At 75.2% G+C, this 25,429-nt stretch carries 30 protein-coding genes; 19 read left to right on the top strand and 11 right to left on the bottom strand.

Annotated features, from left to right (window positions below):
* Positions 1-95 precede the first annotated feature (95 nt).
* Positions 96-749, bottom strand: a complete 654-nt coding sequence (locus tag AB0883_RS19480; RefSeq protein ID WP_366642559.1) for a DUF1345 domain-containing protein — start codon at positions 747-749, stop codon at positions 96-98.
* A gap of 92 nt (positions 750-841) precedes the next feature.
* Positions 842-1,114: a DUF2795 domain-containing protein gene (locus AB0883_RS19475; protein WP_334609441.1), complete on the bottom strand. Its 273-nt coding sequence runs from the start codon at positions 1,112-1,114 to the stop codon at positions 842-844.
* A gap of 154 nt (positions 1,115-1,268) precedes the next feature.
* Here AB0883_RS19475 and AB0883_RS19470 point away from each other — a divergent pair, with 154 nt between their 5' ends.
* Positions 1,269-1,679: a DUF2267 domain-containing protein gene (locus AB0883_RS19470; RefSeq protein ID WP_366642557.1), complete on the top strand. Its 411-nt coding sequence runs from the start codon at positions 1,269-1,271 to the stop codon at positions 1,677-1,679.
* A gap of 104 nt (positions 1,680-1,783) precedes the next feature.
* Here the strand turns inward: AB0883_RS19470 and AB0883_RS19465 are convergent, their stop codons facing one another.
* The gene (locus AB0883_RS19465; RefSeq protein WP_366642556.1) at positions 1,784-2,950 is read right to left on the bottom strand and encodes a CaiB/BaiF CoA-transferase family protein; all 1,167 of its coding nucleotides are present in this window, start codon (positions 2,948-2,950) and stop codon (positions 1,784-1,786) included.
* Between the two features lie 74 nt (positions 2,951-3,024).
* Between AB0883_RS19465 and AB0883_RS19460 the strand changes: the two genes are divergently transcribed.
* The 8 genes from AB0883_RS19460 to AB0883_RS19425 all read left to right on the top strand — a co-directional run bounded on the left by AB0883_RS19460 (position 3,025) and on the right by AB0883_RS19425 (position 9,183).
* Positions 3,025-4,203, top strand: coding sequence for a glycosyltransferase family 4 protein (locus AB0883_RS19460; RefSeq protein WP_366642554.1), 1,179 nt, complete (start codon positions 3,025-3,027; stop codon positions 4,201-4,203).
* A complete protein-coding gene (locus AB0883_RS19455) occupies positions 4,196-5,185 on the top strand; it encodes a glycosyltransferase family 9 protein (protein WP_366642553.1) in 990 nt (329 codons plus the stop codon). Before AB0883_RS19460 ends, AB0883_RS19455 begins: the two co-directional genes overlap by 8 nt.
* A 226-nt stretch (positions 5,186-5,411) precedes the next feature.
* Positions 5,412-6,431, top strand: a complete 1,020-nt coding sequence (locus AB0883_RS19450) for a TerC/Alx family metal homeostasis membrane protein (RefSeq protein ID WP_366642551.1) — start codon at positions 5,412-5,414, stop codon at positions 6,429-6,431.
* A gap of 80 nt (positions 6,432-6,511) precedes the next feature.
* Positions 6,512-7,102 (top strand): sulfite oxidase-like oxidoreductase, encoded by a 591-nt coding sequence (locus AB0883_RS19445; protein WP_366642663.1) that lies wholly within the window; start codon positions 6,512-6,514, stop codon positions 7,100-7,102.
* The gene (locus AB0883_RS19440; RefSeq protein ID WP_366642550.1) at positions 7,099-7,833 is read left to right on the top strand and encodes a ferredoxin reductase; all 735 of its coding nucleotides are present in this window, start codon (positions 7,099-7,101) and stop codon (positions 7,831-7,833) included. Before AB0883_RS19445 ends, AB0883_RS19440 begins: the two co-directional genes overlap by 4 nt.
* A gap of 20 nt (positions 7,834-7,853) precedes the next feature.
* Entirely contained in the window at positions 7,854-8,147 is a 294-nt protein-coding gene (locus AB0883_RS19435; RefSeq protein ID WP_366642549.1) for a DUF6510 family protein, read from the top strand.
* The gene (locus AB0883_RS19430; protein ID WP_366642547.1) at positions 8,144-8,593 is read left to right on the top strand and encodes a hypothetical protein; all 450 of its coding nucleotides are present in this window, start codon (positions 8,144-8,146) and stop codon (positions 8,591-8,593) included. The genes AB0883_RS19435 and AB0883_RS19430 overlap by 4 nt, the downstream gene beginning before the upstream one ends.
* A gap of 62 nt (positions 8,594-8,655) precedes the next feature.
* Positions 8,656-9,183, top strand: coding sequence for a GNAT family protein (locus AB0883_RS19425; RefSeq protein WP_366642546.1), 528 nt, complete (start codon positions 8,656-8,658; stop codon positions 9,181-9,183).
* Positions 9,184-9,222: 39 nt separating this feature from the next.
* Here AB0883_RS19425 and AB0883_RS19420 read toward each other — a convergent pair whose 3' ends face one another.
* Complete coding sequence (locus tag AB0883_RS19420) at positions 9,223-9,384, bottom strand: hypothetical protein (protein WP_158619026.1); 162 nt, start codon at positions 9,382-9,384, stop codon at positions 9,223-9,225.
* Positions 9,385-9,584: 200 nt separating this feature from the next.
* On the opposite strand from AB0883_RS19420, the gene AB0883_RS19415 reads away from it, so the two are divergent.
* Complete coding sequence (locus tag AB0883_RS19415) at positions 9,585-11,738, top strand: glycogen debranching N-terminal domain-containing protein (RefSeq protein ID WP_366642544.1); 2,154 nt, start codon at positions 9,585-9,587, stop codon at positions 11,736-11,738.
* Between the two features lie 51 nt (positions 11,739-11,789).
* On the top strand, positions 11,790-13,091 hold the full coding sequence (locus AB0883_RS19410) for an NAD(P)/FAD-dependent oxidoreductase (protein WP_366642542.1): 1,302 nt from the start codon (positions 11,790-11,792) through the stop codon (positions 13,089-13,091).
* A gap of 241 nt (positions 13,092-13,332) precedes the next feature.
* Here AB0883_RS19410 and AB0883_RS19405 read toward each other — a convergent pair whose 3' ends face one another.
* Both AB0883_RS19405 and AB0883_RS19400 read right to left on the bottom strand, forming a co-directional pair.
* Complete coding sequence (locus AB0883_RS19405) at positions 13,333-14,127, bottom strand: fused MFS/spermidine synthase (protein ID WP_366642541.1); 795 nt, start codon at positions 14,125-14,127, stop codon at positions 13,333-13,335.
* A gap of 61 nt (positions 14,128-14,188) precedes the next feature.
* Complete coding sequence (locus tag AB0883_RS19400; protein WP_366642539.1) at positions 14,189-15,169, bottom strand: DUF2267 domain-containing protein; 981 nt, start codon at positions 15,167-15,169, stop codon at positions 14,189-14,191.
* 213 nt (positions 15,170-15,382) lie between these two features.
* Between AB0883_RS19400 and AB0883_RS19395 the strand changes: the two genes are divergently transcribed.
* Positions 15,383-15,697, top strand: a complete 315-nt coding sequence (locus AB0883_RS19395; protein ID WP_121397887.1) for a hypothetical protein — start codon at positions 15,383-15,385, stop codon at positions 15,695-15,697.
* A 71-nt stretch (positions 15,698-15,768) separates the two neighbouring features.
* On the opposite strand, the gene AB0883_RS19390 is transcribed toward AB0883_RS19395, so the two are convergent.
* Both AB0883_RS19390 and AB0883_RS19385 read right to left on the bottom strand, forming a co-directional pair.
* The gene (locus AB0883_RS19390; protein ID WP_366642538.1) at positions 15,769-16,113 is read right to left on the bottom strand and encodes an STAS domain-containing protein; all 345 of its coding nucleotides are present in this window, start codon (positions 16,111-16,113) and stop codon (positions 15,769-15,771) included.
* 57 nt (positions 16,114-16,170) lie between these two features.
* Entirely contained in the window at positions 16,171-16,515 is a 345-nt protein-coding gene (locus AB0883_RS19385) for an STAS domain-containing protein (protein WP_366642537.1), read from the bottom strand.
* A 248-nt stretch (positions 16,516-16,763) separates the two neighbouring features.
* Between AB0883_RS19385 and AB0883_RS19380 the strand changes: the two genes are divergently transcribed.
* From AB0883_RS19380 to AB0883_RS19360, 5 genes are all read left to right on the top strand, one after another.
* Positions 16,764-18,524: a PP2C family protein-serine/threonine phosphatase gene (locus AB0883_RS19380; protein ID WP_366642536.1), complete on the top strand. Its 1,761-nt coding sequence runs from the start codon at positions 16,764-16,766 to the stop codon at positions 18,522-18,524.
* Entirely contained in the window at positions 18,521-19,573 is a 1,053-nt protein-coding gene (locus AB0883_RS19375; protein ID WP_366642535.1) for a cobalamin-dependent protein, read from the top strand. Before AB0883_RS19380 ends, AB0883_RS19375 begins: the two co-directional genes overlap by 4 nt.
* A gap of 85 nt (positions 19,574-19,658) precedes the next feature.
* Positions 19,659-20,006, top strand: coding sequence for an STAS domain-containing protein (locus tag AB0883_RS19370; protein WP_121397892.1), 348 nt, complete (start codon positions 19,659-19,661; stop codon positions 20,004-20,006).
* Between the two features lie 69 nt (positions 20,007-20,075).
* Entirely contained in the window at positions 20,076-20,522 is a 447-nt protein-coding gene (locus AB0883_RS19365; protein WP_121397893.1) for a response regulator, read from the top strand.
* 171 nt (positions 20,523-20,693) lie between these two features.
* Positions 20,694-21,242, top strand: coding sequence for an ATPase (locus AB0883_RS19360; protein ID WP_366642533.1), 549 nt, complete (start codon positions 20,694-20,696; stop codon positions 21,240-21,242).
* 36 nt (positions 21,243-21,278) lie between these two features.
* Here AB0883_RS19360 and AB0883_RS19355 read toward each other — a convergent pair whose 3' ends face one another.
* The 3 genes from AB0883_RS19355 to AB0883_RS19345 form a co-directional block, all read right to left on the bottom strand.
* On the bottom strand, positions 21,279-22,127 hold the full coding sequence (locus AB0883_RS19355) for a hypothetical protein (RefSeq protein WP_366642532.1): 849 nt from the start codon (positions 22,125-22,127) through the stop codon (positions 21,279-21,281).
* A 504-nt stretch (positions 22,128-22,631) separates the two neighbouring features.
* The gene (locus tag AB0883_RS19350) at positions 22,632-23,060 is read right to left on the bottom strand and encodes an OsmC family protein (RefSeq protein ID WP_366642531.1); all 429 of its coding nucleotides are present in this window, start codon (positions 23,058-23,060) and stop codon (positions 22,632-22,634) included.
* A gap of 135 nt (positions 23,061-23,195) precedes the next feature.
* Entirely contained in the window at positions 23,196-24,143 is a 948-nt protein-coding gene (locus AB0883_RS19345; protein WP_366642530.1) for a serine/threonine-protein kinase, read from the bottom strand.
* A gap of 171 nt (positions 24,144-24,314) precedes the next feature.
* Between AB0883_RS19345 and AB0883_RS19340 the strand changes: the two genes are divergently transcribed.
* Positions 24,315-24,548: a hypothetical protein gene (locus AB0883_RS19340; RefSeq protein ID WP_366642529.1), complete on the top strand. Its 234-nt coding sequence runs from the start codon at positions 24,315-24,317 to the stop codon at positions 24,546-24,548.
* 122 nt (positions 24,549-24,670) lie between these two features.
* Positions 24,671-25,417, top strand: a complete 747-nt coding sequence (locus AB0883_RS19335; protein ID WP_366642528.1) for a response regulator transcription factor — start codon at positions 24,671-24,673, stop codon at positions 25,415-25,417.
* The last annotated feature ends 12 nt before the right edge of the window (positions 25,418-25,429 follow it).

Here is a 25,429-nt window from a genome sequence, read left to right as displayed (position 1 = left end):
CTGCGTGGCGCCCCGGTCGCGGTTCGCGACGGGGGCGCCCGCCTGTCCGGCACTCCGCCGGGCGCCGGCCCACCTCACCTCACCCGGGCCCGACGTCATCTCGCCAGGCCGGCCAGCAGGTTCACCGTGACCGCGATGATGAACGCCCCGAACAGGTACGACACCATCGAGTGCCGCAGTGCCGTCCGGCGCATCTCGTTGCTGGTCAGCGACGTGTCGGAGACCTGGAAGGTCGTCCCGACGGTGAACGCCACGTAGGCGAAGTCCGAGTAGCGGGGCGGCTCCGACTGGTTGAAGTCGATCCCACCGTCCGGCCCGGTGTAGTAGATCCGCGCGTACCGGGCGGCGAACACGGTGTGCACCACCAGCCAGGACAGCAGCACGCTCAGCACGCCCAGCCCGCCGTAGACGTTGCGGGCGGCCGTGACGGGCGCCCCGTGCGCGCTGGTCACCACGACGCCGACGGCCAGCAGGCTGGCCAGGCAGGCGGCGAGCAGCAGCGCGTCACGCGCCGCCCGGTTCGGGTCCTCGTACACCGCCAGTCGGGCGGTGCGCCGCGCGTCCATCGGCCACAGCTTGTACCAGACCAGCACCAGCCAGCTCAGCGCCGCGGCGTCCCAGCCGGCCAGCGGCGCCAGCGCCGGGGTGGCGGCCAGCGCGGTGAGCCCGCCGACCACCAGGCCGATCGCGCCCATCACGGTGAGCTGGACCGCGGCCGGGGTGTGCCCGACCGGCCGGCGCGTCGTCACCCGTCACCGGCGCGGGCCCGCCCGGCGCGGACGCCACGCTCCGGCCCGGGCGCGCCCGGGCCGGGCACGCTGCTGGCCCGCGACGGCAAGGCTCAGATGCCGCGCAGGTGCTGCGACACGCGCTGGTGCCGCTTGTCCCGGGCCTGCGCCGCCCGCTGCGCGGGGCCGACCTCCGGGGCCGCCTCGATGCCCGCGGAGCGGGCCACCTCGTTGCCGTTGGCGTAGTCGACCGGCGGCAGGGCCCGCAACGCCCGCAGTACGTCCGGCGGGGCGCCCTCCCGTTCGGCCTCGCGTACCACGTCGTCCTTCTCGGCCGGGTAGTCCAGGCTCGACAGGTACTGCAGCACGTCGGCGTAACTCGCCATGGTGTCGGCTCCTCCGGGGCATCGATCCGGTCACGACCGGCGGCGGTTACCCGCCCGGCGGGCCGTCACGCGCCGTCGCGCGCGGAAATACCCGTCGTTTCCCGGCCGCGTCGGCGGGTACGCGCAGGGCCCGACGCAGCCCCAAGGAGCCCGGATGAACTACGACACCTTCGTCGACCAGGTGGCCCAGCGCACCCGTACCTCCTCGGAGCAGGCGGTGGCGCTGACCCGGGCGACGCTGGAGACCCTCGCCGAGCGGCTGACCGGTGGGGAGGTGCTGGACCTGGCCGCGCAGTTGCCCAGGCCGTTGCAGCTCGCGCTGAAGCCGAGCCCGCGTACCGAGTCGGCGGAGCGGTTCGGCGCGGCCGAGTTCGTCGCCCGCGTCGCCGTGCGGGCCGGCGTGACCGAGCCCACGGCGCGCGACGCCGCCCGGGCGGTCTTCGTCACCCTGCGCGAGGCGATCAGCGGCGGCGAGTTCGACGACGTGGTGGTTCAGCTCCCGCGCGACTTCCGGGACATGGTCGAGCCCGCGATGGCGCCGGGCGCCACCCTGCGCCGCTCCTGACCGCGCCGCCCGCCGGCGGCGCGGGCCGTGACGACCAGGCCCCGGTGGGTACCCGGACGGTAGCGGCACCGCCCGCGCGGCGCCGGCCGTCGTGGTACGCCGCCTCAGGCGACGGCGCCGGCGGCGCGCAGGGCGGCGACCCGCTCCGGGGCGAAACCCGCCCCGGCCAGCAGCTCGTCGGTGTGCTCGCCCGGCTGGGGCGGGGGGCGGCGCAGCGCGGTGGGGGTGCCCGAGAAACGGGGCGCCGGTGCCGGCTGGGTGACCCCGTCCCGCTCCACGAAGGTGCCCCGCGCGGCCAGGTGCGGGTGCTCCGGCGCCTCCCGCCAGTCCAGCACCGGCGCGACGCAGGCGTCGGAGGAGCCCAGCAGCGCCGTCCACTCGTCCCTGGTACGGGTGCGGAACAGCCGTGCCCACGACCGGCGCAGCGTCGGCCAGTTCGCCGGGTCGGTGCGGTCCGGCGCCTCGTCCGGGGCCAGCGGGAAGCCGGTGCGCCGGACGAGTTCGTCGTAGAACCGCGGCTCCAGCGCGCCGACCGCCAGATACCGGCCGTCGGCACACTCGTAGGTGTCGTAGAAGGGAGCGCCACCGTCGAGCAGGTTCACCCCTCGCGGGTCCTGCCACATGCCGAGCCGGCGCAGCGCGTGGATCTGGGTGCTGAGCACCGCCACGCCGTCGACGATGGCCGCGTCGACCACCTGCCCCCGCGCGCCGCCGCGCACCGCGTACAGGGCGGAGACCAGGCCGAGGGCGAGCATCATGCCGCCGCCGCCGAAGTCGCCGAGCAGGTTCATCGGCGGCACCGGGCGCTCGCCGGCCCGGCCGATGCCGTGCAGCGCGCCCGTCAACGCCAGGTAGTCGATGTCGTGCCCCGCATGCGGCGCCGCCGGCCCGTCCTGCCCCCAGCCGGTCATCCGCCCGTACACCAGCCGGGGATTCACCGCGAGGCAGTCCGCCGGGCCGACGCCGAGCCGCTCGGCGACCCCCGGGCGGAACCCCTCGATCAGCGCGTCGGCGCCGGCGACCAGGGCCAGCACCACCTCCCGGCCGCCGGGGGACTTCAGGTCGACCCCGATCGAGCGGCGTCCCCGGTTGAGCAGGTCCGGGTGCGCGGTGCCGAAGGCGTCCGGGTCGACGTCCGTGGCCCGGTCCACCCGGACCACGTCCGCGCCCAGGTCGGCCAGCATCATCGCGGCGAACGGGCCGGGACCGATGCCGGCCAGCTCGATCACCCGTACGCCGGCCAGCGGGCCGGCCGGGACGTCCTCGGTCATCGGCACACCATAGGCGAGGCGCGTTTGCGTCGTAAGGGGTCGGGAACCCGCCCGCCGAGAAGCGGGGAGGTGGCGTGGTCGACGACCGGATCAGGGTGGCGATGCTGCACGGTCCCGGTCGGCCCGACGCCGACGGCGTCAGCGACTACGTGACGCACCTGGTCGAGGCGCTCGACGGCGTCGGTGTCGAGGTGACCCCGGTGCCGGTGCGCCCCGACGCCGACCGGGGGCGCTGGCGGGCCGCCACCGCCCGGGCCGCCCGCCGGGTCCGCGAGCTGGCCCCCGACGTGGTGCACGTGCAGTTCGCCCCGTCGGCGTACCGGTTCTCGGGGCAGCCCGGACTGCTGCCGTGGCGGCTGCCCCGGCGGCTGCCGCTGGTCACCACCCTGCACGAGTACGGCTGGTGGGCCTGCCCCGGCTGGCTGCCGGGGCGGCTCTGGTCGGCGGTGGAGCGGGCCCGCTGCTGGGACCGGGAGTCCGGCCGGCTGGTGCCGGCCAGCGCGGCCGTGATCGTCACGAACCCCGGCCACGGCGACGTGGTCCACGAACGTACCGGCCGGCGGGCCACGCACATCCCGATCGCCCCGAACGTCGTCGACCACCTCGGCGCGTCCACCGCGGGGCTGCGCCTGCGGGCGGAGCTGGGCCTGCCGGAGGGCGCGCCGCTGCTGGCCTTCTTCGGCTTCGTGCATCCGGTGAAGGGACTGCGGTACCTCATCGAGGCGCTGCCCGAGCTGCGGCGCGACCACCCGGACCTGCGGCTGCTGGTGGTCGGCGGGTTCACCTCCCAGGCGCTGCCCGAGCACGAGGCGCGGGCGTTCCGCGCCGAGCTGACCGGGCTGGCCGACCGCTGCGGGGTGGCCGACGCGGTGACGTTCACCGGGCACCTGCCCGCCGACCGGGTCTCCGCCGCGCTGCACGCCGCCGACGTGGCGGTGCTGCCGTTCACCACGGGGGTGGGCACGAAGAGCGGGGCCCTGCTCGCCGCGCTCGCGCACGGCGTGCCGACCGCGGTGACGCAGTCCGACGCCGGCGACGACGGGTTGCGGCGCAGCGGCGCGGTCGCGGTGATCGGCGCCCGCCGGGACAGCGCGGCGGTCGCGCGTACCGTCGGCAGGCTGCTCGCCGACCCGGTGCTGCGCCGCCGGCTCGCCGAGCGCGGGCGGGCCTTCGCCGCCGCGTACTCCTGGCCGAGGGTGGCCGCCGCGCACCGTGACCTCTACGCCCGGACCCTGGGGCGCGCGGATGCCTGACCGGTACGCGGACATCCTGGTGGTCGACCTGCTCGGCGGGATCGGCGACCTGCTGATGCTGCTGCCGGCGGTGCACGGCCTGGCCCGCCGCAACCCCGGCGCGCGCCTGCGGGTGCTCACCCACGATCCCGGGGCGGAGCTGGTGCGGGCCGACCCGGCGGTCGCCGAGGTGCGCACCCCCCGGCACGGCCGGCCGGGCGCCGAGCGGGACGCGGTCGTCGAGGCGCTCGCGGCCTCCCGGCCGGACCTGGCGGTCACCACCACCCGCTACGACGGCATCCCCGAGCTGCTCGAGGCCGGTGCCGGGCGGGCCGTGACGAACCTGTGGCGCGGCCCGCCGCCGGAGCAGCCGGTCGGCGACCGCTACCTGGAGATCCTCTGCGCCGAAGGACTGCTCGGCGCGGCCGACCGGGCCGCCCGGCCCCGGGTGCACCTGGGCGACGAGGCCCGGCGCGCGGGGGAGCGGGCGGTGGCCCGGCTGGTGGGGGAGCCCCTCGCGCCGCCGGTGGTGCTCGTCACCGACGCCGGGATGGCGGTCAAGCGCTGGCCGGACCGGCACTGGCGGGAGCTGGCCCGCGCCCTGACCCGGCGCGGACACCCGGTGCTCACGGTCGGCCCGGTCGACCCGGCCGCGCCGCTCGGGGTGCCGCTGCCCCGGGCCGACCTGCCCACACTCGCGGGGCAGTTCGCGGCGGTGGGCCGGCGCGGCGGGGTGGTGGTCGGGCCGGACACCGGGCCGGTGCGCCTCGCCGCCGCGACCGGCGCCACGACGGTGGCGCTGTTCGGCCCCACCGACGCCCGGCGGTACGGGATGGGCGGCACCGACCTCCAGGGCCTGCCCGGCTGCGGGTACCGGCGTCCCACCGCGATCACCGAGCAGCCCTGCTGGTGGGAGGCGCGCTGCCCGCTCGACGCGGCCGGCCCGGCGTGCACGGCCGACCTCGACGTGGCGGCGGTGCTCGCCGCCGTCACCGCCCGCTGAGCTGGGACGAAAGCCCCTCGACGGCGCGCACCACACCGTGCGCGCGTGATCTGGCGTGCCCCGTTTGCCGAGCCCACAGGCCTGCCCTAACCTTGTCGCGACGAGGGGAGTACTTCCCACGAGCCATCCCGGTCAGTACGGCGTGCCCGGAGCGCGCCTCGGGTGGCTGCCCACGAAAAGTGGGTGAAGGAGACCTCGAACATGACAGGGTGTTCGAGGAGGCTCCATGTCCGATTTGCCATATCTTGCTGCCACCGGTCTCCAGTCGGTCGGCACCCCCACGCTGTGGGGCGTCACCATCGCCGCCGTGATCGCCCTGCTGGTGCTGGACTTCCTGGTCACCCGCAAGCCGCACGAGGTGTCGATGCGGGAGGCGCTGGGCTGGTCCGCCTTCTACATCGCCCTGCCGCTGGCCTTCGGCGTCTGGGTCTGGTCCCGCTTCGGCTCGAAGCAGGGCGTGGAGTACCTCACCGGTTACCTGGTCGAGAAGTCCCTCTCGGTCGACAACCTGTTCGTCTTCATGCTGCTGCTGGCCGCGTTCGCGGTGCCGGCCGAGCTGGCCCAGCGGGCCCTGCTCTACGGCATCACCGGCGCGCTCCTGCTGCGGGCGGTGTTCATCGCCATCGGCGCGGCGGCCCTGCAGACCCTGGACTTCGCCTTCCTGATCTTCGCGATCATCCTGCTGGTCACGGCGGCGAAGCTGCTGCGCGACGCCGTCACCGGGCACGAGCAGGAAGTCGACATCAGCAAGATGCGCTCGGTGAAGCTGCTGCGCAGGTTCATGCCGGTCACCGAGGAGTACCACGGCCCGAAGATGGTCGTCCGCATCGCCGGCCGGCGGACGCTCACCCCGTTCGCCCTCGTGGTGACCGCGCTGCTCGCCACGGACATCGTCTTCGCCGTCGACTCCGTGCCCGCCGTCTACGGCATCACCGAGGACCCGTACCTGGTCTTCGCCACCAACGCGTTCGCCCTGCTGGGGCTGCGGGCGCTCTACTTCGTGCTGCACGCCGCGCTCAGTCGGCTCGTGCACCTCAGCTACGGCCTGGCGATCATCCTGGCGTTCATCGGCCTCAAGCTCGGCCTGCACTGGGCGCACGGCATCTGGAAGGGCGTGCCGGAGATCCCGACCCTCGCCTCCCTGGGCGTCATCATCGGCGTACTGGTGATCGTCACCCTCACCAGCCTGCGGGCCACCAGCAAGGCCGGCGGGAAGGAGAAGGAGATCGTGGTCGAGCGGAACTGAGGCGTCACCCGTCACGGTGCGGTCCGGCCGACCGCGCCCCGCCGCCGCAGCCCCGGTGGTACGACTGACGGGTGGGAATCGTGTCACCGGGCTTCCAGGGCCGGCCCCGCTCCGCGGAGCCGGCCCTGCCGCCAGGGCAGTACCTGACGCAGGACTTCCCGGTGCTCTCCGCCGGCCCGACGCCGCGGGTGCCGCTGGAGACCTGGGAGTTCGTCGTCTCCACCGAGTCCGGCACCGAGTTCCGCTGGAGCTGGGACGAGCTGATGGCGCTGCCCCAGGAGACCCCGGCCGTGGACATCCACTGCGTCACCCGCTGGTCGAAGCGGAACACCGACTGGCAGGGGGTCTCCCTGGACACGCTGCTGGAGGGCATCGACACCGGCGCCCGGTACGCGCAGGCGCACTCGTACGGCGGCTACACCACGAACCTGCCGCTGGCCGACCTGCGCGGCGGGCGGGCCTGGATCGCGCACCGGTACGACGGCTCGCCGCTGCCGGCCGAACACGGCGGCCCGGCCCGGCTGCTCGTGCCACACCTCTACTTCTGGAAGTCCGCCAAGTGGGTGCGCGGCATCCGGCTCACCACGGAGGACCAGCCCGGGTTCTGGGAGACCGCCGGCTACCACGACTACGGTGACCCGTGGCGTGAGCAGCGGTACCAGGGCGATTGACCGCCCCGCTGCGCTGGCGGGTGGCCCGGCTGTGCGAGCGCCGGGTGGAGACGCCGACCGCGCACACCCTGGTGCTGGAGGCGCCCGGCTGGCCGGGGCACCTGCCCGGGCAGCACGTCGACGTGCGGCTGACCGCCCCCGACGGCTACCAGGCGGCCCGGTCGTACTCGCTGGCCGGCCCGGCCGAGGGCGACCGGATCGCGCTGACCGTGCAGCGGGTGCCCGACGGCGAGGTGTCGCCGTACCTGATGGACGTCTACGCCGAGGGCGACCCGGTGGAGGTGCGCGGCCCGGTCGGCGGCTGGTTCGTCTGGCGTCCGGAGGAGACCGCCCCGGTGCTGCTGGTGGCCGGCGGGTCGGGCGTCGTGCCGCTGACGGCCATGGTCCGCGCCCGCCGCGCCGCCGGCAGCCGGGTGCCGTTCCGGCTGATCTACTCGGTGCGTACCCCGGCCGACGTGATCTACGCCGACGAGCTGCGCCGCCGGGTCCGCGACGACCCGGGCCTGGACGTCGCGTACGTGTACACCCGCGAGGCGCCGCAGGGCTGGCGGGGCGAGCCGCACCGGATCGGGCTGGCCGACGTCAACAGCCACGGCTGGCCGCCCGAGCTGGAGCCGCTCTGCTACGTCTGCGGCCCGACCGGCTTCGTGGAGACGGTGGCGGACCTGCTGGTCGGGCTCGGCCACCAGAGCCGGCGGGTGAAGACCGAACGGTTCGGCCCCACCGGCTGAGCGTCGAGGAGGAGCGCCCGATGACCGACACGTCGTACCTGGACGGCAACATGCTCGACGGCCCGCTGCGGGAGCTGTTCGCCGTCGACCTGAGCACCGCCGCCGGGCGGTGCGAGCACTGCCGCATGCTCGGCCCGCTGGCCGGCCTGCGGGTCTACCCGCACGCGCCCGGCCTCGTCGGCCGCTGCCCGAACTGCGCCGAGGTGATGCTGCGGCTGGTCCGCTCGCCCGGGCACGCCTGGCTGGACCTGCGCGGGGCCACCTTCCTGCGGGTGCCGATGCCGCCGCAGCAGCCGTACCCGGGCCCGCTGTGAGGGCGGGGGAGGGGGATCCGACACCGGCGGCCCGGTCGGACGGGGGTCGGCTGCTGGACGAGGCCCTGCGGGCGCGGTCGGCGCGGGAGGTGTTCGACGACCACCTGCGGCTGGCCGCCGAGCACCGGTTCGCGGAGGACCTGGCGCGCAACGTCTCGCCGTCGTGCGTGGTCCTGGAACGGCGCGGCGTGTTCCGCGGGCACGCGGGCGTCGGGGAGCTGGCTCGCCTGCTGGAGGAGGAACTGCCCAGCGCCCGCTACGTGTACACGAACCGGCTGGTCGAGGGCCGGGTGGCGTTCCTGGAGTGGACGGCGCGGATCGAGGGCGTACAGGTCCGCGACGGGGCGGACTCGTTCCTCATCGAGCAGGGCTGGATCGTCGCCCAGACCATCCACTACACCCTGGAGCGGGTCGCCGGCGGGGCGGACCCTCCCGCGGGTCCGTGAGGGCCGGGGCGCGCCCGGGAGCGACTGGACAACGGCGCGGACCACGGCGACAGTGGTTCGCCGTGAGATATCTGCGTACGGCGGGACCGGCCGCCATCCGTCGCCCCCGGCCGGACGACGAGGCCGAGTTCGTCGCGGCGGCCCGGCGCAGCCGCGACCTGCACCATCCCTGGCTCGCCGCGCCCGACGACCCGGCGCGGTACGCCGCGTACCTGCGCAAGATCCGCCGTCGGGACCACGCCGGCTACCTGATCTGCGACCGGGACTCCGGGGCGATCGCCGGCTACGTGAACATCAGCGGGATCCTCATGGGCGCGCTGCGCGGCGGCTACCTCGGCTACGCCGCCTTCCTGCCGTACAGCGGCACCGGCCACGCCTCCGCCGGCATCGGCCTGGTGGTGCGGCACGCCTTCGAGGCGCTCGGCCTGCACCGGCTGGAGGCGAACATCCAGCCGGGCAACGAGCCGTCCCGCCGGGTGGCCCGCAAGCTCGGCTTCCGGCTGGAGGGCTACTCGCCGGACTACCTGTTCATCGACGGGGCGTGGCGCGACCACGAACGGTGGGCGATCACGGCGCCCGCCGGTACGTAGGCCGGTGGCGGCCCGTCACGACCGCCACCGGCCGCCGGGTCAACGCCCGGGCCGGCGTGCCTCGGGCCGCTGGCCGTCGAGGCGCACGAACCGCCCCTGCTTGTGCTCGACGCGCCGACGCTGCCGGGGCGTGAGCCGCGTGCGACCGCTCTGCCGCAGGTAGATCGGTTGCCGCCGGTCGTTCGACATCGGTGTGCTCATGGCGCTGTCCTCCCGTCGCTCGGGTGGCGGTGGAGCACCACCGTGCCGCCCGGGCGGGTGAGGTGAACCCACCCGCCCCGGGTGATCCGGCCCGTCGGTCGACGGCCGCGGTCGTACGCGTCCTTCGCCCGCGCACGGTCCGCGCCGCTTCACCCGGAGCGGGTGATGACGCACGGCGACGGTCTTCCTACGGTGGACTTATGGCAGTCGTCCGTCCGACCCCCGCCGACCCCACACCCGGCCTGCGGGCCGCCGCCGGGGAGAGCGGCGACCAGCGGGCCATGCCGCCCGAGCTGGGCCCGGACTCGATCGCCGTGCTCAGCGGCCCGACCTTCATGTACTCCGACCCCTGCGGGGACGTGCCGCCGGGCAGCATCGGCGGCCTGGTGCACCTGGACACCCGGCTGATCAGCGGCTGGGTGCTCACCGTCAACGGCGAGCAACTGCTGGTGCTGCGCGCCGAGACCATCGACCACTATTCGGCCCAGTACGTGCTGACCAACCCGGCCCAGCCGGACCTGCCGCCGGACACTTTGGGCATCCGGCGGCTCCGCTACGTCGGCGAAGGCTTCCACGAGCGGGTGGAGATGGTGTCCTTCCGGCCGGAGCCGGTCCGGTTCGAGCTGCGGCTGGCCGTGGGCGCCGACTTCGCGGACCTGTTCGAGGTCAAGTCCGGGGTCCGGGACCGCTCCGCGGAGATCGAGCGCAGCCACGCGCCGGACGGCTCGGAGCTGTGCTTCTCCTACGCGCGGGGAGACTTCGCCGCCGAGACCCGGGTTCGCTGTTCCCGCCCGGCCGACCGGGTCGAGGGCGACGAGCTGGTCTGGGACGTCACCCTTTCCAGGGGGGAGGAGTGGCAGCTCGACCTGCACGTGCCGCTGCCGCCGGGAATGGGGGTGGTGGAGGCGGTCCGGGGCGACATCGCCGACGTGTTCCACCGGCGGGCCGACGACCCGGTGCGCCGCTGGACCCTCGGGCGGGCGGTGCTGCGCAGCGACAACCAGGCCCTGGAGCGGACGATCCGGCAGTCCCGCGACGATCTGGCGGCCCTGCGGTTGGACCTGGAGGTCAAGGGGCAGCGCATCATGCTCCCCGGCGCCGGCCTGCCCTGGTTCCTCTCCGTCTTCGGCCGCGACACGCTGATCACCGCCTACCAGACGCTGGTCGCCGGCCCGACCCTGGCCAAGGGCGCGCTGCTCGCGCTGGCCCGGTTGCAGGGGGACACGTGCGACGACTTCACCGACGAGGAGCCCGGCAAGATCCTGCACGAGGTACGCAGCGGCGAGCTGACCCGGACGGGGCTGAAGCCTTACGGGCCGTACTACGGCTCGGCGGACGCCACCCAGCTCTGGCTGATCCTGCTCTCGGAATACTGGCGGTGGACCGGCGACGACGAGACCGTCCGCCTCCTGCGTGACAACGCGCTCGCCGCGCTGCACTGGATCGACCGGTACGGCGACCGGGACGACGACGGCTACGTCGAGTACGCGACGCGCTCCCCGGAGGGGCTCGGCAACCAGTGCTGGCGCGACTCCCCGGACGGGGTCTGCTTCGCCGACGGCCGCATCCCCGTGCTGCCGATCGCCACGAGCGACCTGCAGGGCTACACCTACGACGCGAAGCTGCGGCTGGCCGAGCTGGCCGACGGGCCGCTCGCCGACCCCGGCCTCGCCCGCCGGCTGCGCGCCGACGCCGCCGCACTGTACGAGCGGTTCAACCGCGACTTCTGGCTCGACGAGCGGGGCGGCTTCTACGCGGTCGGGCTGGACGGCGACAAGAACCCGATCGACTCGAAGACCTCCAACATGGGGCACCTGCTGTGGAGCGGGATCGTGCCGGCGGAGCGGGCCGGGACGGTCGTACGGCAGTTGATGGCCGACGACATGTTCACCGGCTGGGGGATCCGCACCCTCTCCAGGGACGACCGGCTCTACAACGCCCTCGGCTACCACCTGGGCACCGTCTGGCCGCACGACAACTCGCTCGCGGCGCTCGGCATGGCCCGCTACGGCTACCGGGCGGAGGCGAACCGGATCAGCCTGGCCCTGCTGGAGGCGGCGGAGCAGTTCGACCACCGCCTGCCGGAGGCGATCAGCGGGTTCCCCCGGGAACGGCTGCTGTTCGCCGTGCCGTACCCGACCGCGTGCAGCCCGCAGGCATGGGCGACCGGCACCCCGCTGGCGCTGGTCCGGGCGATGCTCGACATCAACCCGGTGGACGGCCGGCTGGTCCTCGATCCCGACATCCCGCCCGAGATCGGGCGGATCGCCGCCGACCGGGTGCGGGCCTTCGGGCGCTGCTGGGAGGTGGAGGCGGTCGGGCGGACCGGGCATGTCCGGCTGGCCGAGTGCTGATCCGTCCGACCCGCCACGTTTGTCCGGCCCCGGGGTGGGAACGGGGCCGCAATGACGAAACCTCGTGTGGTGATCGTGGGGGCCGGGTTCGCCGGTTACCACGCGGCGAAGACGTTGAACCGGCTGGCCCGGGGCCGGGCCGAGATCGTGGTGCTGAACTCCACCGACTACTTCCTCTACCTGCCGCTGCTGCCCGAGGTGGCCGCCGGCGTGGTCGAGCCCCGGCGGATCTCCGTGCCGCTGACCGGGACGCTCGACGGCGTGCGGGTGCTGATCGGCGAGGCCGACCACGTCGACCTGCAGAACCGCTGGGTCGGCTTCATCCAGCCGGAGGGGGACCGCAACCGGATCGCGTACGACCGGCTGGTGCTGGCCGTCGGCAGCGTCAACAAGCTGCTGCCGATCCCCGGCGTGACCGAGTACGCCCACGGCTTCCGCGGCCTGCCGGAGGCCCTCTACCTGCACGACCACGTGATCCGGCAGATCGAGCTGGCCGAGCAGACCGAGGACCCGGCCGAGCAGCAGGCGCGTGCCACCTTCGTGGTCGTCGGTGCCGGCTACACCGGAACCGAGGTGGCCGCGCACGGCCAGCTCTTCACCGACGAGCTGGTCTCCCAGCGCCCCCGACTCAAGATCCGACCGAAGTGGATGCTGCTCGACGTCGCGCCCCGGGTACTGCCGGAGCTGGACCAGCGGATGTCGGACACCGCCGACCGGGTGCTGCGCCGCCGGGGCGTGGACGTGCGGATGGGCACCTCGGTGGCCGTGGCGACCGCCGACGGGGTGACGCTCACCGACGGCGACTACGTGCCCACCTGCACCCTGGTCTGGTGCGTCGGCGTGCGTCCCGACCCGTTCGTCGCCGAGCTGGGACTGCGCACCGAGCGGGGCCGCCTGGTCGTCGACGAGTTCCTCAGCGTCCCCGGCTTCCCCGAGGTGTACGCCTGCGGCGACGCGGCCGCCGTGCCGGACCTGACCCGGCCTGGGCAGATCTGCACCATGACGGCGCAGCACGCGCAGCGGCAGGGCAAGCTGGCCGCGCACAACATCGCCGCCTCCTACGGGCAGGGGAAGCGCAGGCCGTACAAGCACCACGACCTGGGCTGGGTGGTCGACCTGGGGGGCAAGGACGCGGCGGCGAACCCGCTGAAGGTGTCGCTGTCCGGGCTGCCCGCCAAGGCGGTCACCCGCGGCTACCACCTGCTGGCGATGCCGGGCAACCGGATCCGGGTGGGCGCCGACTGGATGCTCGACGCCGCGCTGCCACGCCCGGCCGTGCAGCTCGGCCTGGTCCCGGCCAACGCCGTGCCGCTGGAGAGCTCCTCGCCGGAGGTGGCCGTCCGGGTGCGCTGACCCGCCCGCGGGCGCGGACGCCGCGCTGCGGCACGCGGTGGGCGCGGGCATCCCGATCGCGCACCCCGGCCACGCGGGGCCGGACCGCGCCGAGGCGTGTGCGAACGGAAGGCTCGCGGTGGTGCTGGGGCACGGCTGGGACGAGTCGCGTACCGGGCCGGACCGGTCGCCCCGGTGCCCCTGCCCAGGGGCGCGGCCGTCCGGGCCGAGGGCCCCGGCGCGGTTCCCGGGGCGGGCCGGCTCAGCGCGCGGCGAGGGCGGCGTCGGTGGCGGGACGGGCACCGGCGACGAACGCGTCCAGGGCCGCCCCGTGCAGCACCCCGCCGGGCACCGGATCCCGCGCGACGCGGGCGGACAACCGGGCCACCGGCAGCCGCCCGGGGCGCGGCGCGGCGGCGAACACCACGTTGCCGTACCGCCGCCCGCGCAGCATCCGGCGGTCGGCGACCAGGCAGACGTCGGCGAGGACCGCCCGCAGGGTGGCCGCCTGGACCCGGGCGAAGACCAGCGGCGGCAGGTCTGTCACGTTGACCAGGAGTACGCCGTCGGGGCGCAGCGTCCGGGCCACCTCGGTGACGAACTCGACGCTGCGCACGTGGGCGGGCATCCGCGCCGCCCGGTAGATGTCGGCGAGCACCAGGTCGTAGCCGGCCGAGGGCGCCCGGGCCACCGCGTCCCGGGCGTCGGCCACCCGCACGTCGACGCCAGCGGGCAGCGCGGGCAGTTGCCGCGCCACCAGGTCCACCACGGCGGGATCGCGTTCCACGACCAGCTGCGGCGATCCGGGCCGGGTGGCGGCCACGTAGCGGGGCAGGGTCAGCGCGCCGCCGCCCAGGTGCAGCACGTCCAGCGGGCGGCCGGGCGGCGCCGTCAGGTCGGCCACGGCGGCCATCCGCCGCACGTACTCGAAGTGCAGGTAACGGGGGTCCGCCACGTCCACGTAGGACTGCTCGACCCCGGCGGCGAGGAGCGTACGCCCGGTGGGGCGGGCCGGGTCGACGACCAGCTCCAGCCGGGGCACGTCGGAGGGGTCCACCCCGGCAGGCTAGCCGAGCCGGGCGGGCCGGCGGGTCGGCGCCCGCCGGCCCGTGCGCCGGTCAGCCGGCCGCCATCCCGGCGCCCGCCTCGTCGATCGCGTCGTCGACGGCGTGGGCGAGGTCCACGTCCATCGCGGTCACCGCGCCGGCCTGCCGGGACCGTACGGTAAGCACGGCGGTGGTCGGGTCGGGGCGGCCGATGCGCGGGCCGCGACCGGTCTCCTGCCGCAGCCGGTCGATCCGGTCCAGCACCCGGTCCAGGTTGTCCGCCGGCAGCTCCAGCGTGCGGGACAGCGCCTTGCCGTCGCCGGACCAGTACGGCAGCTCGCCGAGCGCCTCCCGCAGGTCCGTGTCGCGCAGCGGGGGTGTCGCGCTGACCGCGCCGACCACCCCGCCGCCGACGGACGGCGGCTCCAGCAGGTCACGCAGGCCGTCCGGCACGTGCAGCGACTCGATCAGGTCGCCGTCGTGGTCGGCCAGCGCCGCCACGGTCGCCTCCGCCTGGTAGCGGGCCTGCTCCGGGGTACGGCCACTGATCCGGCCCACCTCGGCCAGGAAGCCGGGCAGGTCCGGGCGTCGCCTGACGCCGTCCACCGGGAGAACGTCGTGCAGCTTAGTCGGCACCGCCGCCAGCAGCCGCCGGCGTTCCGCCTCGCCGAGGGCGAAGGCCAGCACCAGCACGGTCGACTCGACGCCCACCTTGGCGGTCCGGAAGTCGGCCCCGGTACGGCGGACGACGTCGTCGACCAGCGCGTGGTAGCCCAGCGGAGTCCCCTCCGGCGCGCCCGCGCCCTGGTCGGGCAGGGGGCGGGGGGACTCCGCGACGCCCGCCGGTGGCGGTGCCGGCCCGCCCCGGGTGCTGTCCGGCTTGTGGCGGCTGCCGGCCGGCGGCGGACCGGCGCGCTTGCCCTGCTCCAGGTGGGTGAGCTGCTTGGAGGCGCTCAGGCTGGCGCCCGTCTCGCTGGCCTGCATGCCGCGCTCGCGGGCCTGGCGGGCCAGCGCGCGGCGACGCTGGTTGTCGCCCTCCATCTGCTTGCGCATGGTGACACCTCGCTTCCGCTGGTGTTCCCTCGCTTCCGCCGGTCGCCTTCCCGTCGTCGCCGGCACCGAAACGGACGCCGGCAACCGGGCCGGCGACGCCCGGGCGGGCGGCGGGACAGCTTCATCCGGCGGGGGTGAGGGGCGGTCACCCGGCGGGAGCCGACGATCGCAGCGGACCGGAGAACTTCCGAGAACGCGGAAGGACAGGTCGTGATGAAGAGGATCGTCGAGATCGTTCCCGCCCGGCCCGGCTGGTACGCCCGCTGGCGCCTCTCTGCCGAGGACACCCGCTGCTACCCGGTGAGCCTGTGGGCGCTGCTGGAGGAGGGCGACGGCTCGGGTCGCGAGGTGGTCGGGGTGGACTGCATCGGGCAGTGGCCCGGAGCGGACGACAACGAGGCGGGTGGGGTGTTCGTCCGTTATCTCTTCCAGACTCCCGATTCCGGGCCGCCGGAGGACGCCGAGCCACCGTCGACGGGGCAGCGGCGGACCACCGGACCCCGGCTGCAACCGCTCACCGCGCCCTGATCCTCACTCCGGCCCCCGGCCTCTGGTCCCAGGGTCGGGGGCCACCCCTCACCCGTGCGGAGCGGGCCGGCTCAGCCCGCCCGGCGGGCGGTGCCGTCGGCGGCGCCTTCCACCGCGAGCAGCTCGGCCAGGCCGGTGCGGTCGAGCAGCTGCTGGAGCTGGGGATTGACCCCGGCCAGGCGGACCGCGCCCGTGCCGCCGTGATAGGCGGTCAGGAACGCGCTGAGCCCGGACGAGTCGCACAGGCTGACCGCGCTCAGGTCGAACAGGAGCTCCTGGCAGCCGTCCCGGCGCAGCTCGGCGGCGGCGGCGACGAGCTGCGGGGCGGTGTCGAAGTCCAGCTCACCGGACAGCCGGAGCCGGGCGCGCCCGGCGTCGAGCCGGGTCACCTCGATGGTCAACAGCTGAGCGGCCATGCGCCCATGTTCCCAGTCGCGGGGCCGGGTGCAAAGCGGGGGGCCGGGCGGAGTGCGTCAGCCCGTCCCGGCGGCACCCTCCGCCGCCGCCAGGCCCTCGCCGAGCGGCCGGGCGAGCAGGCCCGTGACGCCGGTCATGTCGAGGATCGTCTCCAGGAACCGGGGCACGGCGCGCAGGCGGAGGACGGTGCCGCACTGCTGCCCCTCGCGCCACGCGTGCACGATCACCCCCAGGCCGGTGCTGTCGATGAAGAGCAGGCCGGAGAAGTCGAGGACGAGGGTCGCCGGAGCGTCCGCGAGCATCCGGTCGACCTCGGCGCGCAGCGGCCCGGCGGTGGTGTAGGCGAGGTCGCCGCCCACCCGGATGAGCGGTGCGGCCGGATCCGACCGGTCGACTTCCATGCTCAGCGGAGTCGACTCGGGTTGGCTCCGGTGGGACAGCACGCTCACGCCTTTCCGCAGGCCGCCGAGGGGCGGGGTGAGGGGATCGTAACAATCCCCGGCAGGTCCCGCCCGGCACGCGACAGCCGACCGCACGACGGGCGTCGGGTGGCGTTCGCGGCGCACGGGCGTAGGGTGGGTGCCAGAGATCTGACCACATGTGCCGCCTCGCGGTGGTACGGGCGTCGACAAGGAGTGGGGCTCAGCTGGTGATTGCTGCGGACGTCCGGGACTGGGATCCCGGCGACGGGCGGATCTCCACACCGAGGGCCGCACGGGCCACGGCGTGGTCGTCCGACGCCGCGGCGCGCCCGGCACCCGCGCTCCCCGCCCTCGCGGCCGACCGGGAGCACGCGACGCCCGACTGGTCCGAGGTCGTCGAGCACTTCCGCGAGGGCCTCGTCGTCTGCGACGCGGAAGGCGTCGTCCGGCACGTCAGCCCGGTGGCCGAGCGGCTGCTGCCCGAGGTCGTCCCGGGCGGGATGCTCGCGGCGGCCGGTGTCGCGGGGCTGAGCGCCGACGGCGAGTTCACCCACCACGGCCGTCGGCTGCGGGCGCGCCGGGTGCCGCTGTCGGCCGCCCGCTGCTGCTGGTACGTCGAGGACGTCACCGAGAGCGTCACCCGCGCCGACGCCCTGCTCGCCGAGCGGGCCCGCTCGGCGTTCCTGGCGGTCGTCGGCGAGAAGCTGGGCAATCCCCTGCACCCGGACCGGGCCGCCGCGGCGGTGGTCCGCCTCGCCGTGCCGACGCTGGCCGAGGTGGCGGTGCTGGTGCTGGCACCCCGTTCCGGTCGGGCCCGCTGGTGGCGGGCCGCCCGCAGCGACGACGACGCCCCGGTGGTCGACAGCGGCGTCCTGCCTGCCGTCGACCTGCCCGCGGCGATCACCGAGGGGCTGGACGGCGTGGAACCGCACACCGTCGACTGGCTGGCGGAGCAGGCCGTGGAGGCCGGCTGGCTGCCCGGGCTGACCGCGGCGGAGGCCTGCGCACGGGTGCTGCCGCTGCCCGGTCGCGACGCCCCGGCCGGCGTGCTGCTGGTCGCGCGGCGCGTCGACCGCTGGTACGACGAGGCCGACGTGGACCTGGCCCGTGCCTTCGCGGCCCGGGCGGGGGCGGCGCTGACCACGGCGCTGCTCTACCGCGACCAGGCCGAGGTCGCCGACACGCTCCAGGCGAGCCTGGTGCCGGTGGAGCCGGCCGAGGCGACCGGGGTGCAGTGGGGCACCGCGTACCGACCGGCCCAGGCCGGGTTGCGCATCGGTGGCGACTTCTACGGCTCGCACCGGCTGGCCGACGGCGGCTCCGTGTTCTTCCTGGGCGACGTCTCCGGCAAGGGTGTCGAGGCCGCGGTCTTCACCGGTCAGCTGCGTCAGTGCCTCCAGGCGCTGCACCGGGTCGAGTCGCAGCCGGGGCGCCTGCTGAAGCTGCTCAACGACGCGCTGCTGGAGACCAGCCAGGCGCAGGGGCAGGGACGGTTCGCGACCATGGTGCTGGGAGTGGTCCGCGCGCACCGCGAGGGTGGCCTCACCCTGACCCTGGCCGGCGGCGGTCACCTGCCGCCGCTGGTGCTGCGCGGCTCCGGCGAGGTCGAGCCGGTCCCGCTGTCGGGCATGCTGGTCGGCGTGGTCCCCGATCCCCGGATCGGGGAGGTGACCGTCCGGCTGGAGCCGGGCGAGACCTGCCTGCTCTACAGCGACGGGGTCACCGAGGCGCGCGGGGGCCGCCGCGGCAACGAGCAGTTCGGCACGGAGCGGCTGGTGCACGCGGTCACCGGCTGCCAGCGGATGCCCGCGCCCGCCCTGGCCGAGCGCGTCGAGCAGGTGACCTGCGACTGGCTGGGCCACGGCGACCACGACGACATCGCCGTGCTCGCGCTGCGCGCGACCGGTCCGGGCGGGCGTACGCCCCGGCACCTGCACGCGGTGCCCGACGCGAGCGGCGCCGCCGAGGTGAGGGAGACCCGACCGTGACCGCCGCCCCGACCGCCCGGGCCACCCCGGCCGACGCCTGGACCGGATACCTGGACTGCCTCCACGAGGCGGACGAGTACGCCGCCATCGAGGTGGCCACCGGCCTGCTCGAGGCCGGCGTGCCCGCCGAGCGCGTCCTGCTCGACCTGGTCGCCCCGGCACAGGCCGAGGTCGGGGAGCGGTGGGCGCGCAACGAGTGGAGCGTCGCCCAGGAGCACGCCGCGACACACATCAGCGAGCGGGTGGTGGCGGCGGTGGCGGCGTACGCGAACCCGCGTCCGACGCGGGGCCGGGTCGTGGTGGCCTGCATGGACGGCGAGTGGCACGCTTTGCCGCCCCGGCTGGTCGCCGAGGTGCTGCGGCTGCGGGGCTGGCAGGTCACGTTCCTCGGCGCGAGCGTCCCCGCCCCGCACCTGGTGTCGTACCTGCACCGGCACGACGCCCACGCGGTGGCGCTCGCCTGTGCGCTGCCGATGCGCCTGCCGCACGCGCACCGCATGATCGAGGCGTGCCGGCGCGTGGACGTCCCCGTGGTGGTGGGGGGCCGGGGGTTCGGCGCGGACGGGCGCTGGGCCCGGCGGCTCGGCGTCGCCTGGGCGCCCGACGCCCCGACCGCCGCGAGCCTGGTCGCGGACGAGCGCGCGCTGCGCCGCGTCCCGCCGGCGGAGTTGAGTCACCTGGCCGACGACGAGTACACCAGCCTGGTCAAGCGGCGCGGCGAGCTGATCGACGGCGCGCTGGCGGAGCTGCGGGAACGCGACCCCGGGACGCGGGACTACACGCCCAGCCAGCTGGACTCCACCGTCAGCGACCTCGGCTACATCGTGGACTTCCTGGCCGCCGCGCTCTACGTCGACGACGGCTCGCTGTTCACCGAGTTCGTCGACTGGCAGGTCGAGATCCTCACCAGCCGGGGTGTGCCGGCCGCCACGCTGCGGTCGACTCTGGAACACTACGGTCGGGTCCTGCGCGACTTCCCCCGGGCCGCGCGGTTCCTCGGGGCGGCGCGGGCGTCCGTGGCCAGGGTGGGCGGCGCCGGGTCGCGCTGAGCGCCGGTGCGACCGCGTCGGGCACCCCTGCTTATACTTGCCGTACTGCAAGCATCCGCCTGCGGTGGAGCGAGGGGGACCAGGGGTGACGTTCACCGTCACGTACGCCGACCGCGAGGGCGGGGCGACGCGCCTGCGGCTGACCGGCGAACTCGACCTGAGCACCGCGCCCGAACTCAACGCCGCCATCGACCGGCTGGTCGACGCCGGCGAGCGCCGCCTGCTGGTCGACCTGACGGAGCTGACCTTCTGCGACTCCACCGGGATCGCCGCCTTCGTGCGGGGCGACAACCGGGTCGCCGCCGACGGCGGGTGGCTGCGGGTGACCGGCGCCACCGGCCGGGTCGACCGCGTGCTCCAGGTGACGGGGCTGGCCGAGGTGCTGCGACACGAGTCCGGCAGGGCCGACCCGACAGCGCGGTCCGCCGGCTGATGGGCTAGATTTCCCCGCCGGCACAGAGCGCTCGCGATTCTCCGTTCCACCGACCCGAAGCAGGTAGTGATGGGTGCAGACAGCCCGAGTCCGGTACGCATCCTGGTGGTGGACGACGACCCGGGTGACGTGTTGATGATCGAGGAGGCCCTCGCGGACTCCGACGTCGACAAGGTCATCGACGTCGTCAGCGACGGCCAGGAGGCGATGGAGTTCCTGCGCCGCGAGGGGCGGCACACCGACGCCCGGCGGCCGGACGTCATCCTGCTCGACCTGAACATGCCCCGGATGGACGGGCGGCAGGTGCTCGGCGAGGTCAAGAGCGACGAGGACCTGCGTACCATCCCGATCGTCGTGCTGACCACCTCCAACGCCGACACGGACATCGTGGGCAGCTACACCCTCCAGGCCAACGCCTACGTCACCAAGCCGATCGACCTGGACGACTTCAACGACGTGGTGCGCCGGATCGACGAGTTCTTCGGCCGGGTGGTCGTGCTCCCGAAGCGCTCCTGAGGCGCCCCCGGGCGGGTCGTCCACGCCGGGCCGCGCGCCGGCACCCGCGATGCGCCTGGTTCCGGGCGCGTCCGCATGGTGAACAATTTTCCCGAAGCCCCTCCGCTGCCGCCCCCAGCGTCGAGGATCCAGGGTGGGGAAGGAAACACCAGCTGCCTGGGGGGCGACAGTATGAGGTTCTGCGTCGTGGAGACCGGCTACGACCAGCGGCAGGTCGATTCCTGCCTGGACCAGATCGGCGTCCGGTTGGCCCGGCTCGCCGCCCGGGCGGAGGGCGCCGTGAGGGCCGGTCGCGAGTGGGACGAGATCCGTGACGAGGCGACGGCGCTCCGCGGCCTGCTCGAACGGCTTGACCTCGGCGACGCGGACCGGGCCCCGCGCGGCGCGGACGACGCCGACCGCGAGGCGGTCGACCTGCTGACCCGGGCGCGGCTCGAGCTCGACGCGGCCCGGGAGGAGGCCCGCCAGGTGCGCGAGCGCGTCTACGCCGAGGCCGTGCAGGCCCGCCGGGACTTCGAGGAGGCGCTGTACGCCCGGCGCAGGCGCGAGGCCCGGGTGGACCGGATCCTCGACGGGTTGACCGTCGAGCCGGTCCCGGCGGACACCCCGACCGCCGCGGCCGGGGTGCCCGGCAACGGGGTGCCGGCGACCCGGATCGCCGCCGGTGGCGGCGCGGACGCCTCCAGCGAGCCGCCGGGCGGCCGCGCCGGGATCCGCTGACCCCGCCGGCACCGGGGCCCGCCCCCGGGGGCGCGGTCAGGTCAGCGCGGCGACGACCGTGGTGGCCAGCTCCTCGTGCTGGGCGTACGCGTCGGGGAAGGCCGAGACCTGCACGGCCTGGGCGGCGCCGGCCACGCTCATCTGCTGCCAGCCCGGGACGTCCCGCAGCGCCAGGTAGAAGGCCCGCGCGGCGTACGACGGGCGCATCAGCTCGCGTACGGTGCCCCAGCCGCTGCTCGGGCGCTGCTGGAACAGGCCCACGGAGTCGTGGTCGGAGCCGCTGCCCTGGTGCGGGTACCGGCTGGACTCCGGAAGCACGTCGCTGGCGAGGTTGTAGAGCCGGCTCTCCTGCATCGCGGTCGCCACGGCGACCACCATGGCGCGGCGGGGCATCTTCAGCTCGGCGCCCACGTCGACGATGACCTTGGCGTTGTCCATCTGCGCCTGGGTGAGGCCGGCGACCGGGCGTGGGCGCGGCGGCGGGGCCGGCTTGCGCGGGGCCTTGCGGGTGGCCGAGGGGGTCGGCTTCGGCGTCGGACTGGGGCTGAGCGAGGGCGAGGGCGAGGGGGAGACGGCCCGGTCCAGGGACCGTGAGGCGCGGTCGTCGTCGACGGCCCGCTCGGCCAGCGCCTCGGCCACGGGTTCGCGCGCGGCGTCGGCGTCCTCGCGCGTGCCGGCGAACGCGGCCACGCCGAGGCAGCAGGTCACACCGGTGGCGAGCGCGACCCGGACGGGGGTCGAGGCGAGCAGGGCCCGGCCGCCGCGACGCCGCCGCTGCGCAGCGCGATGACGGCCGATCGTCCGTTCGGTCGAGGCGGGATCGTCCGGGCGGGTGGCCGGCCGATCCTGGGTCAGCTTCTGGTCGAGGGGATCGTCGGGGTGCACCCGCCGAGGCTAGAAAGGCGAGAGCGTCTTGCCATCGGCCTGGTTGGTGGCGTGCGCCACAATTTGTGCCGATCTGCGGGTCGATTACGCCCGGCAGGCCATCAATACCGCGATCTCATCTTGTCTATTCTTTCGCATATATCCGATAAGGAGCGGACAACCGGGCGGAGAGCCGATCTTGCGCCGGCGCGTGCGGGCCGTGCGTGGCCTCCACCGAACGGTGGAGGCCACTCCGGACCGCCCGGACGACAGCCCGTCGGCCCGGAGGCGAACGCGCAGGTCCGTGCCGGCCGCGGCGGTGACGGAGTCCCGTCCCGTCACCGGGCCCGCCACGGAGGGGCGGTCGGTGCCGGGCCCACACGCAGTTGATCAGTGCCGGACCCGCCCCCGCGGGCGGTCGGTGCCGGTCCAACCCGGCGGCCGGGTCGGTGCCGGGCCCGTCCGCAGTTGATCAGTGCCGGACCCACCCGGCGGCCGGTCGGTGCCGGACCGCGCGGCGGGCGGTCAGTGCCGGCCGTTCTCCGCCGGGGTGACGGTGAGCCGGTGCCGGCTGCCGTCGCCGCTGGAGAAGGGCCACAGCCGGTCCGCGTGTTCGACCAGCTCGGCCAGCTGTTGCCGGCTCAGTCCCGCCGACGAGATGGAGGCGTGCACGTCAGCCCGGTACCGGCCGTCGTCGTCGCGCCCGAGCTTCGCCTCCGCGCGGACCTGCACGGTGTGCGCCTCGTCGGTGATCTCGCCCGCCGCCTCCACCGCCGCGTGGTGCAGGCAGGACGCGAAGGCGGCGGCGAGCAGCTGCTCCGGGGTCAGTCCCGAGCAGTGCGGTGCCAGTGGGGACGCCAGGGGCGTGGACAGGCCCCCGTCGTCGGTGCGTACGTGGCCGCCCTCGGCGGTCGCGGTGGCCGTCTCGTTCAGCCAGGAGCTCGATTCCGGCATCGCGTTCCTCCCGTCGCTCACCCGCCCGGCTACCCGGCCCCCGGGCGGTGAAACCGCGCGCGACCGGTGGGAGGGCCCGGGGACGCCGGACGGCAGCGTCCCACGACACCGGCGTGCCGGGGCGCGGGAGGAGGCTCAGCCGGCCTGGGTCGACCAGTCGGGAAGGGGGGCCGCCTCGGTCACCTCGGCCGCCGCCCGCTCGGTCCACGGCGACATCGGCCCGACGCGCTGCCGCGGCGCCGTGGGCTGCCGCAGCGGCACGTACACCCGGGCATCCACCGCCTCGGCCAGCAGCAGAGCCGCCATCAGGCTGGACGGTCGGTCGGCCGGGTCGTCGGCGAGGCAGCTCGCGCACAGGTCGGCCACCTCCGGCGGCAGCCCCTCGATCTCCGGCAGCGGCAGCGGCGGTTGCCGCCGGCGCGCGCCGAGCAGCTGGGTCGTGGTGCCCGCCTGGTACGGCAGCCGCCCGGTGAGGCAGTAGTAGAGCAGGACGCCGAGGGCGTACATGTCGGCGGCCGGGGTGGCGGGCGCCCGCTCCAGCTGCTCCGGCGCCAGGTAGGCCGGCGTGCCGACCACCATCCCCTCCGGTGACCGGTCCGGGGTGCCGGACGGGGTGGCGATGCCGAAGTCGAGCACCTTCACGCCGGCCGGAGTCAGGATCACGTTCGCCGGCTTGACGTCGCGGTGCACGATGCCGTGCGCGTGGGCCGCGGCCAGCGCGGCGCTCACCTCGGCGCAGACCCGTACGGCGATGCGCCAGTCCAGCGGTCCGGCCCGCAGGTGCGCGGCCAGCGTCTCGCCCTCGGCCAACTCCATGACGATGTAGGGCACCTGCCCCTCGGGGCCCGTCCCGCAGGTGCCGAAGTCGTGCACGAAGGCCACGTTCGGGTGCACCAGCCTTGCGGCGGAGCGGGCCTCCGCGCGGATGCGATCCACCGAGGTGTCCTGACCCTCCTGCCCGGGGGACATCACCTTCACCGCGACCGGCCGGTCCAGCACCGCGTCGTGGGCCCGCCAGACCTCCGACATGCCGCCGATGCCGATGCGCTGTTCGAGCCGGTATCGCCCGTCCAGCGTTCTCATCGACCGCTCCCTGCGCCCTTTGGCCCGTCCCTCGACGGGCCCCCGGTGCTGCGGTACCCGGGCTCCGATCAGGGCAAACCGCTGCCGGATCCGGGCGGGGCCGCACACTGCTGCGGTAGCTTGCGAGCCGGGGCCGCTGCGGGGCGGCACGGCAGGAAGGCGGGCGCGCGGATGAGCGAGGTGACCGTACGCTTCGTCGGCGGCCCGGCCCACGACCTGGTCCGGGCGGTGCCCGCCGAGCCGGACGGCTCCCCGCCGGCGCACTGGATCCTGCGCCACCCCGACGGCGCCGGACCGGCCACCGGCGGCGGGCCGGACCACCTCTACCGGCGCGAGCGTCCCACCGGCGGCGGCACCTGGACGATGCGCTTCGTGCACACCTACCCGGTGGGCATGACCGAGTGAGACCGCCCCTCGCACGTCGGTCGGGGCGGTCGGTCGCCCGGCGGTGGACGGGGCGGCCGACGCACAGCGGGGGCACAGGTGGCGCACAAGCCGGGCACAGCGGCCGGGCGCACGATGGGACCATGGTGACGGACGGGCGGACCGGGGCGGGCCGGATCGAGCTGCGCCGCCCCGACGGGGAGCCGGTGCGGGTGCTGGTGGTCGACGACGAGCCGACCCTGGCCGACCTGCTGTCGATGGCGTTGCGCTACGAGGGCTGGCAGGTGCGCACGGCGGGCGACGGCACGTCGGCGCTGAGCGCGGCGCGGCAGTTCCGGCCGGACGCCGTGGTGCTCGACGTGATGCTGCCCGACCTGGACGGCTTCCAGGTGCTGCGCCGGCTGCGTGAGCAGGCCCCGACGGTGCCGGTGCTCTTCCTGACCGCCCGCGACGCGGTGGAGGAGCGGATCGCCGGGCTGACCGTCGGCGGCGACGACTACGTCACCAAGCCGTTCAGCCTGGAGGAGGTGATCGCCCGGCTGCGGGCGCTGCTGCGCCGCTCGGGCTTCGCCGTCGCCGCCCGCCCCGACGCGGTGCTCACCGTCGGCGACCTCAGCCTCGACGAGGACAGCCACGAGGTGCGTCGCGACGGCTGCCCCATCACCCTCACCGCCACCGAGTTCGAGCTGCTGCGCTACCTCATGCGCAACCCGCGCCGGGTGCTCAGCAAGGCGCAGATCCTCGACCGGGTCTGGAACTACGACTTCGGCGGCCAGGCCAACGTGGTGGAGCTGTACATCTCGTACCTGCGGAAGAAGATCGACGCGGGCCGGAAGCCGATGATCCACACGCTGCGCGGCGCGGGGTATGTCCTCCGGCCGGCGGAGTGAGGGGGCCGCCGG

The organism is Micromonospora sp. NPDC047812, assembly GCF_040704175.1.
Classification (GTDB): Bacteria; Actinomycetota; Actinomycetes; order Mycobacteriales; family Micromonosporaceae; genus Micromonospora.
The sequence above is the reverse complement of the archived record's forward strand: the minus strand, read 5'-3'. Positions and strand labels throughout refer to the sequence as shown.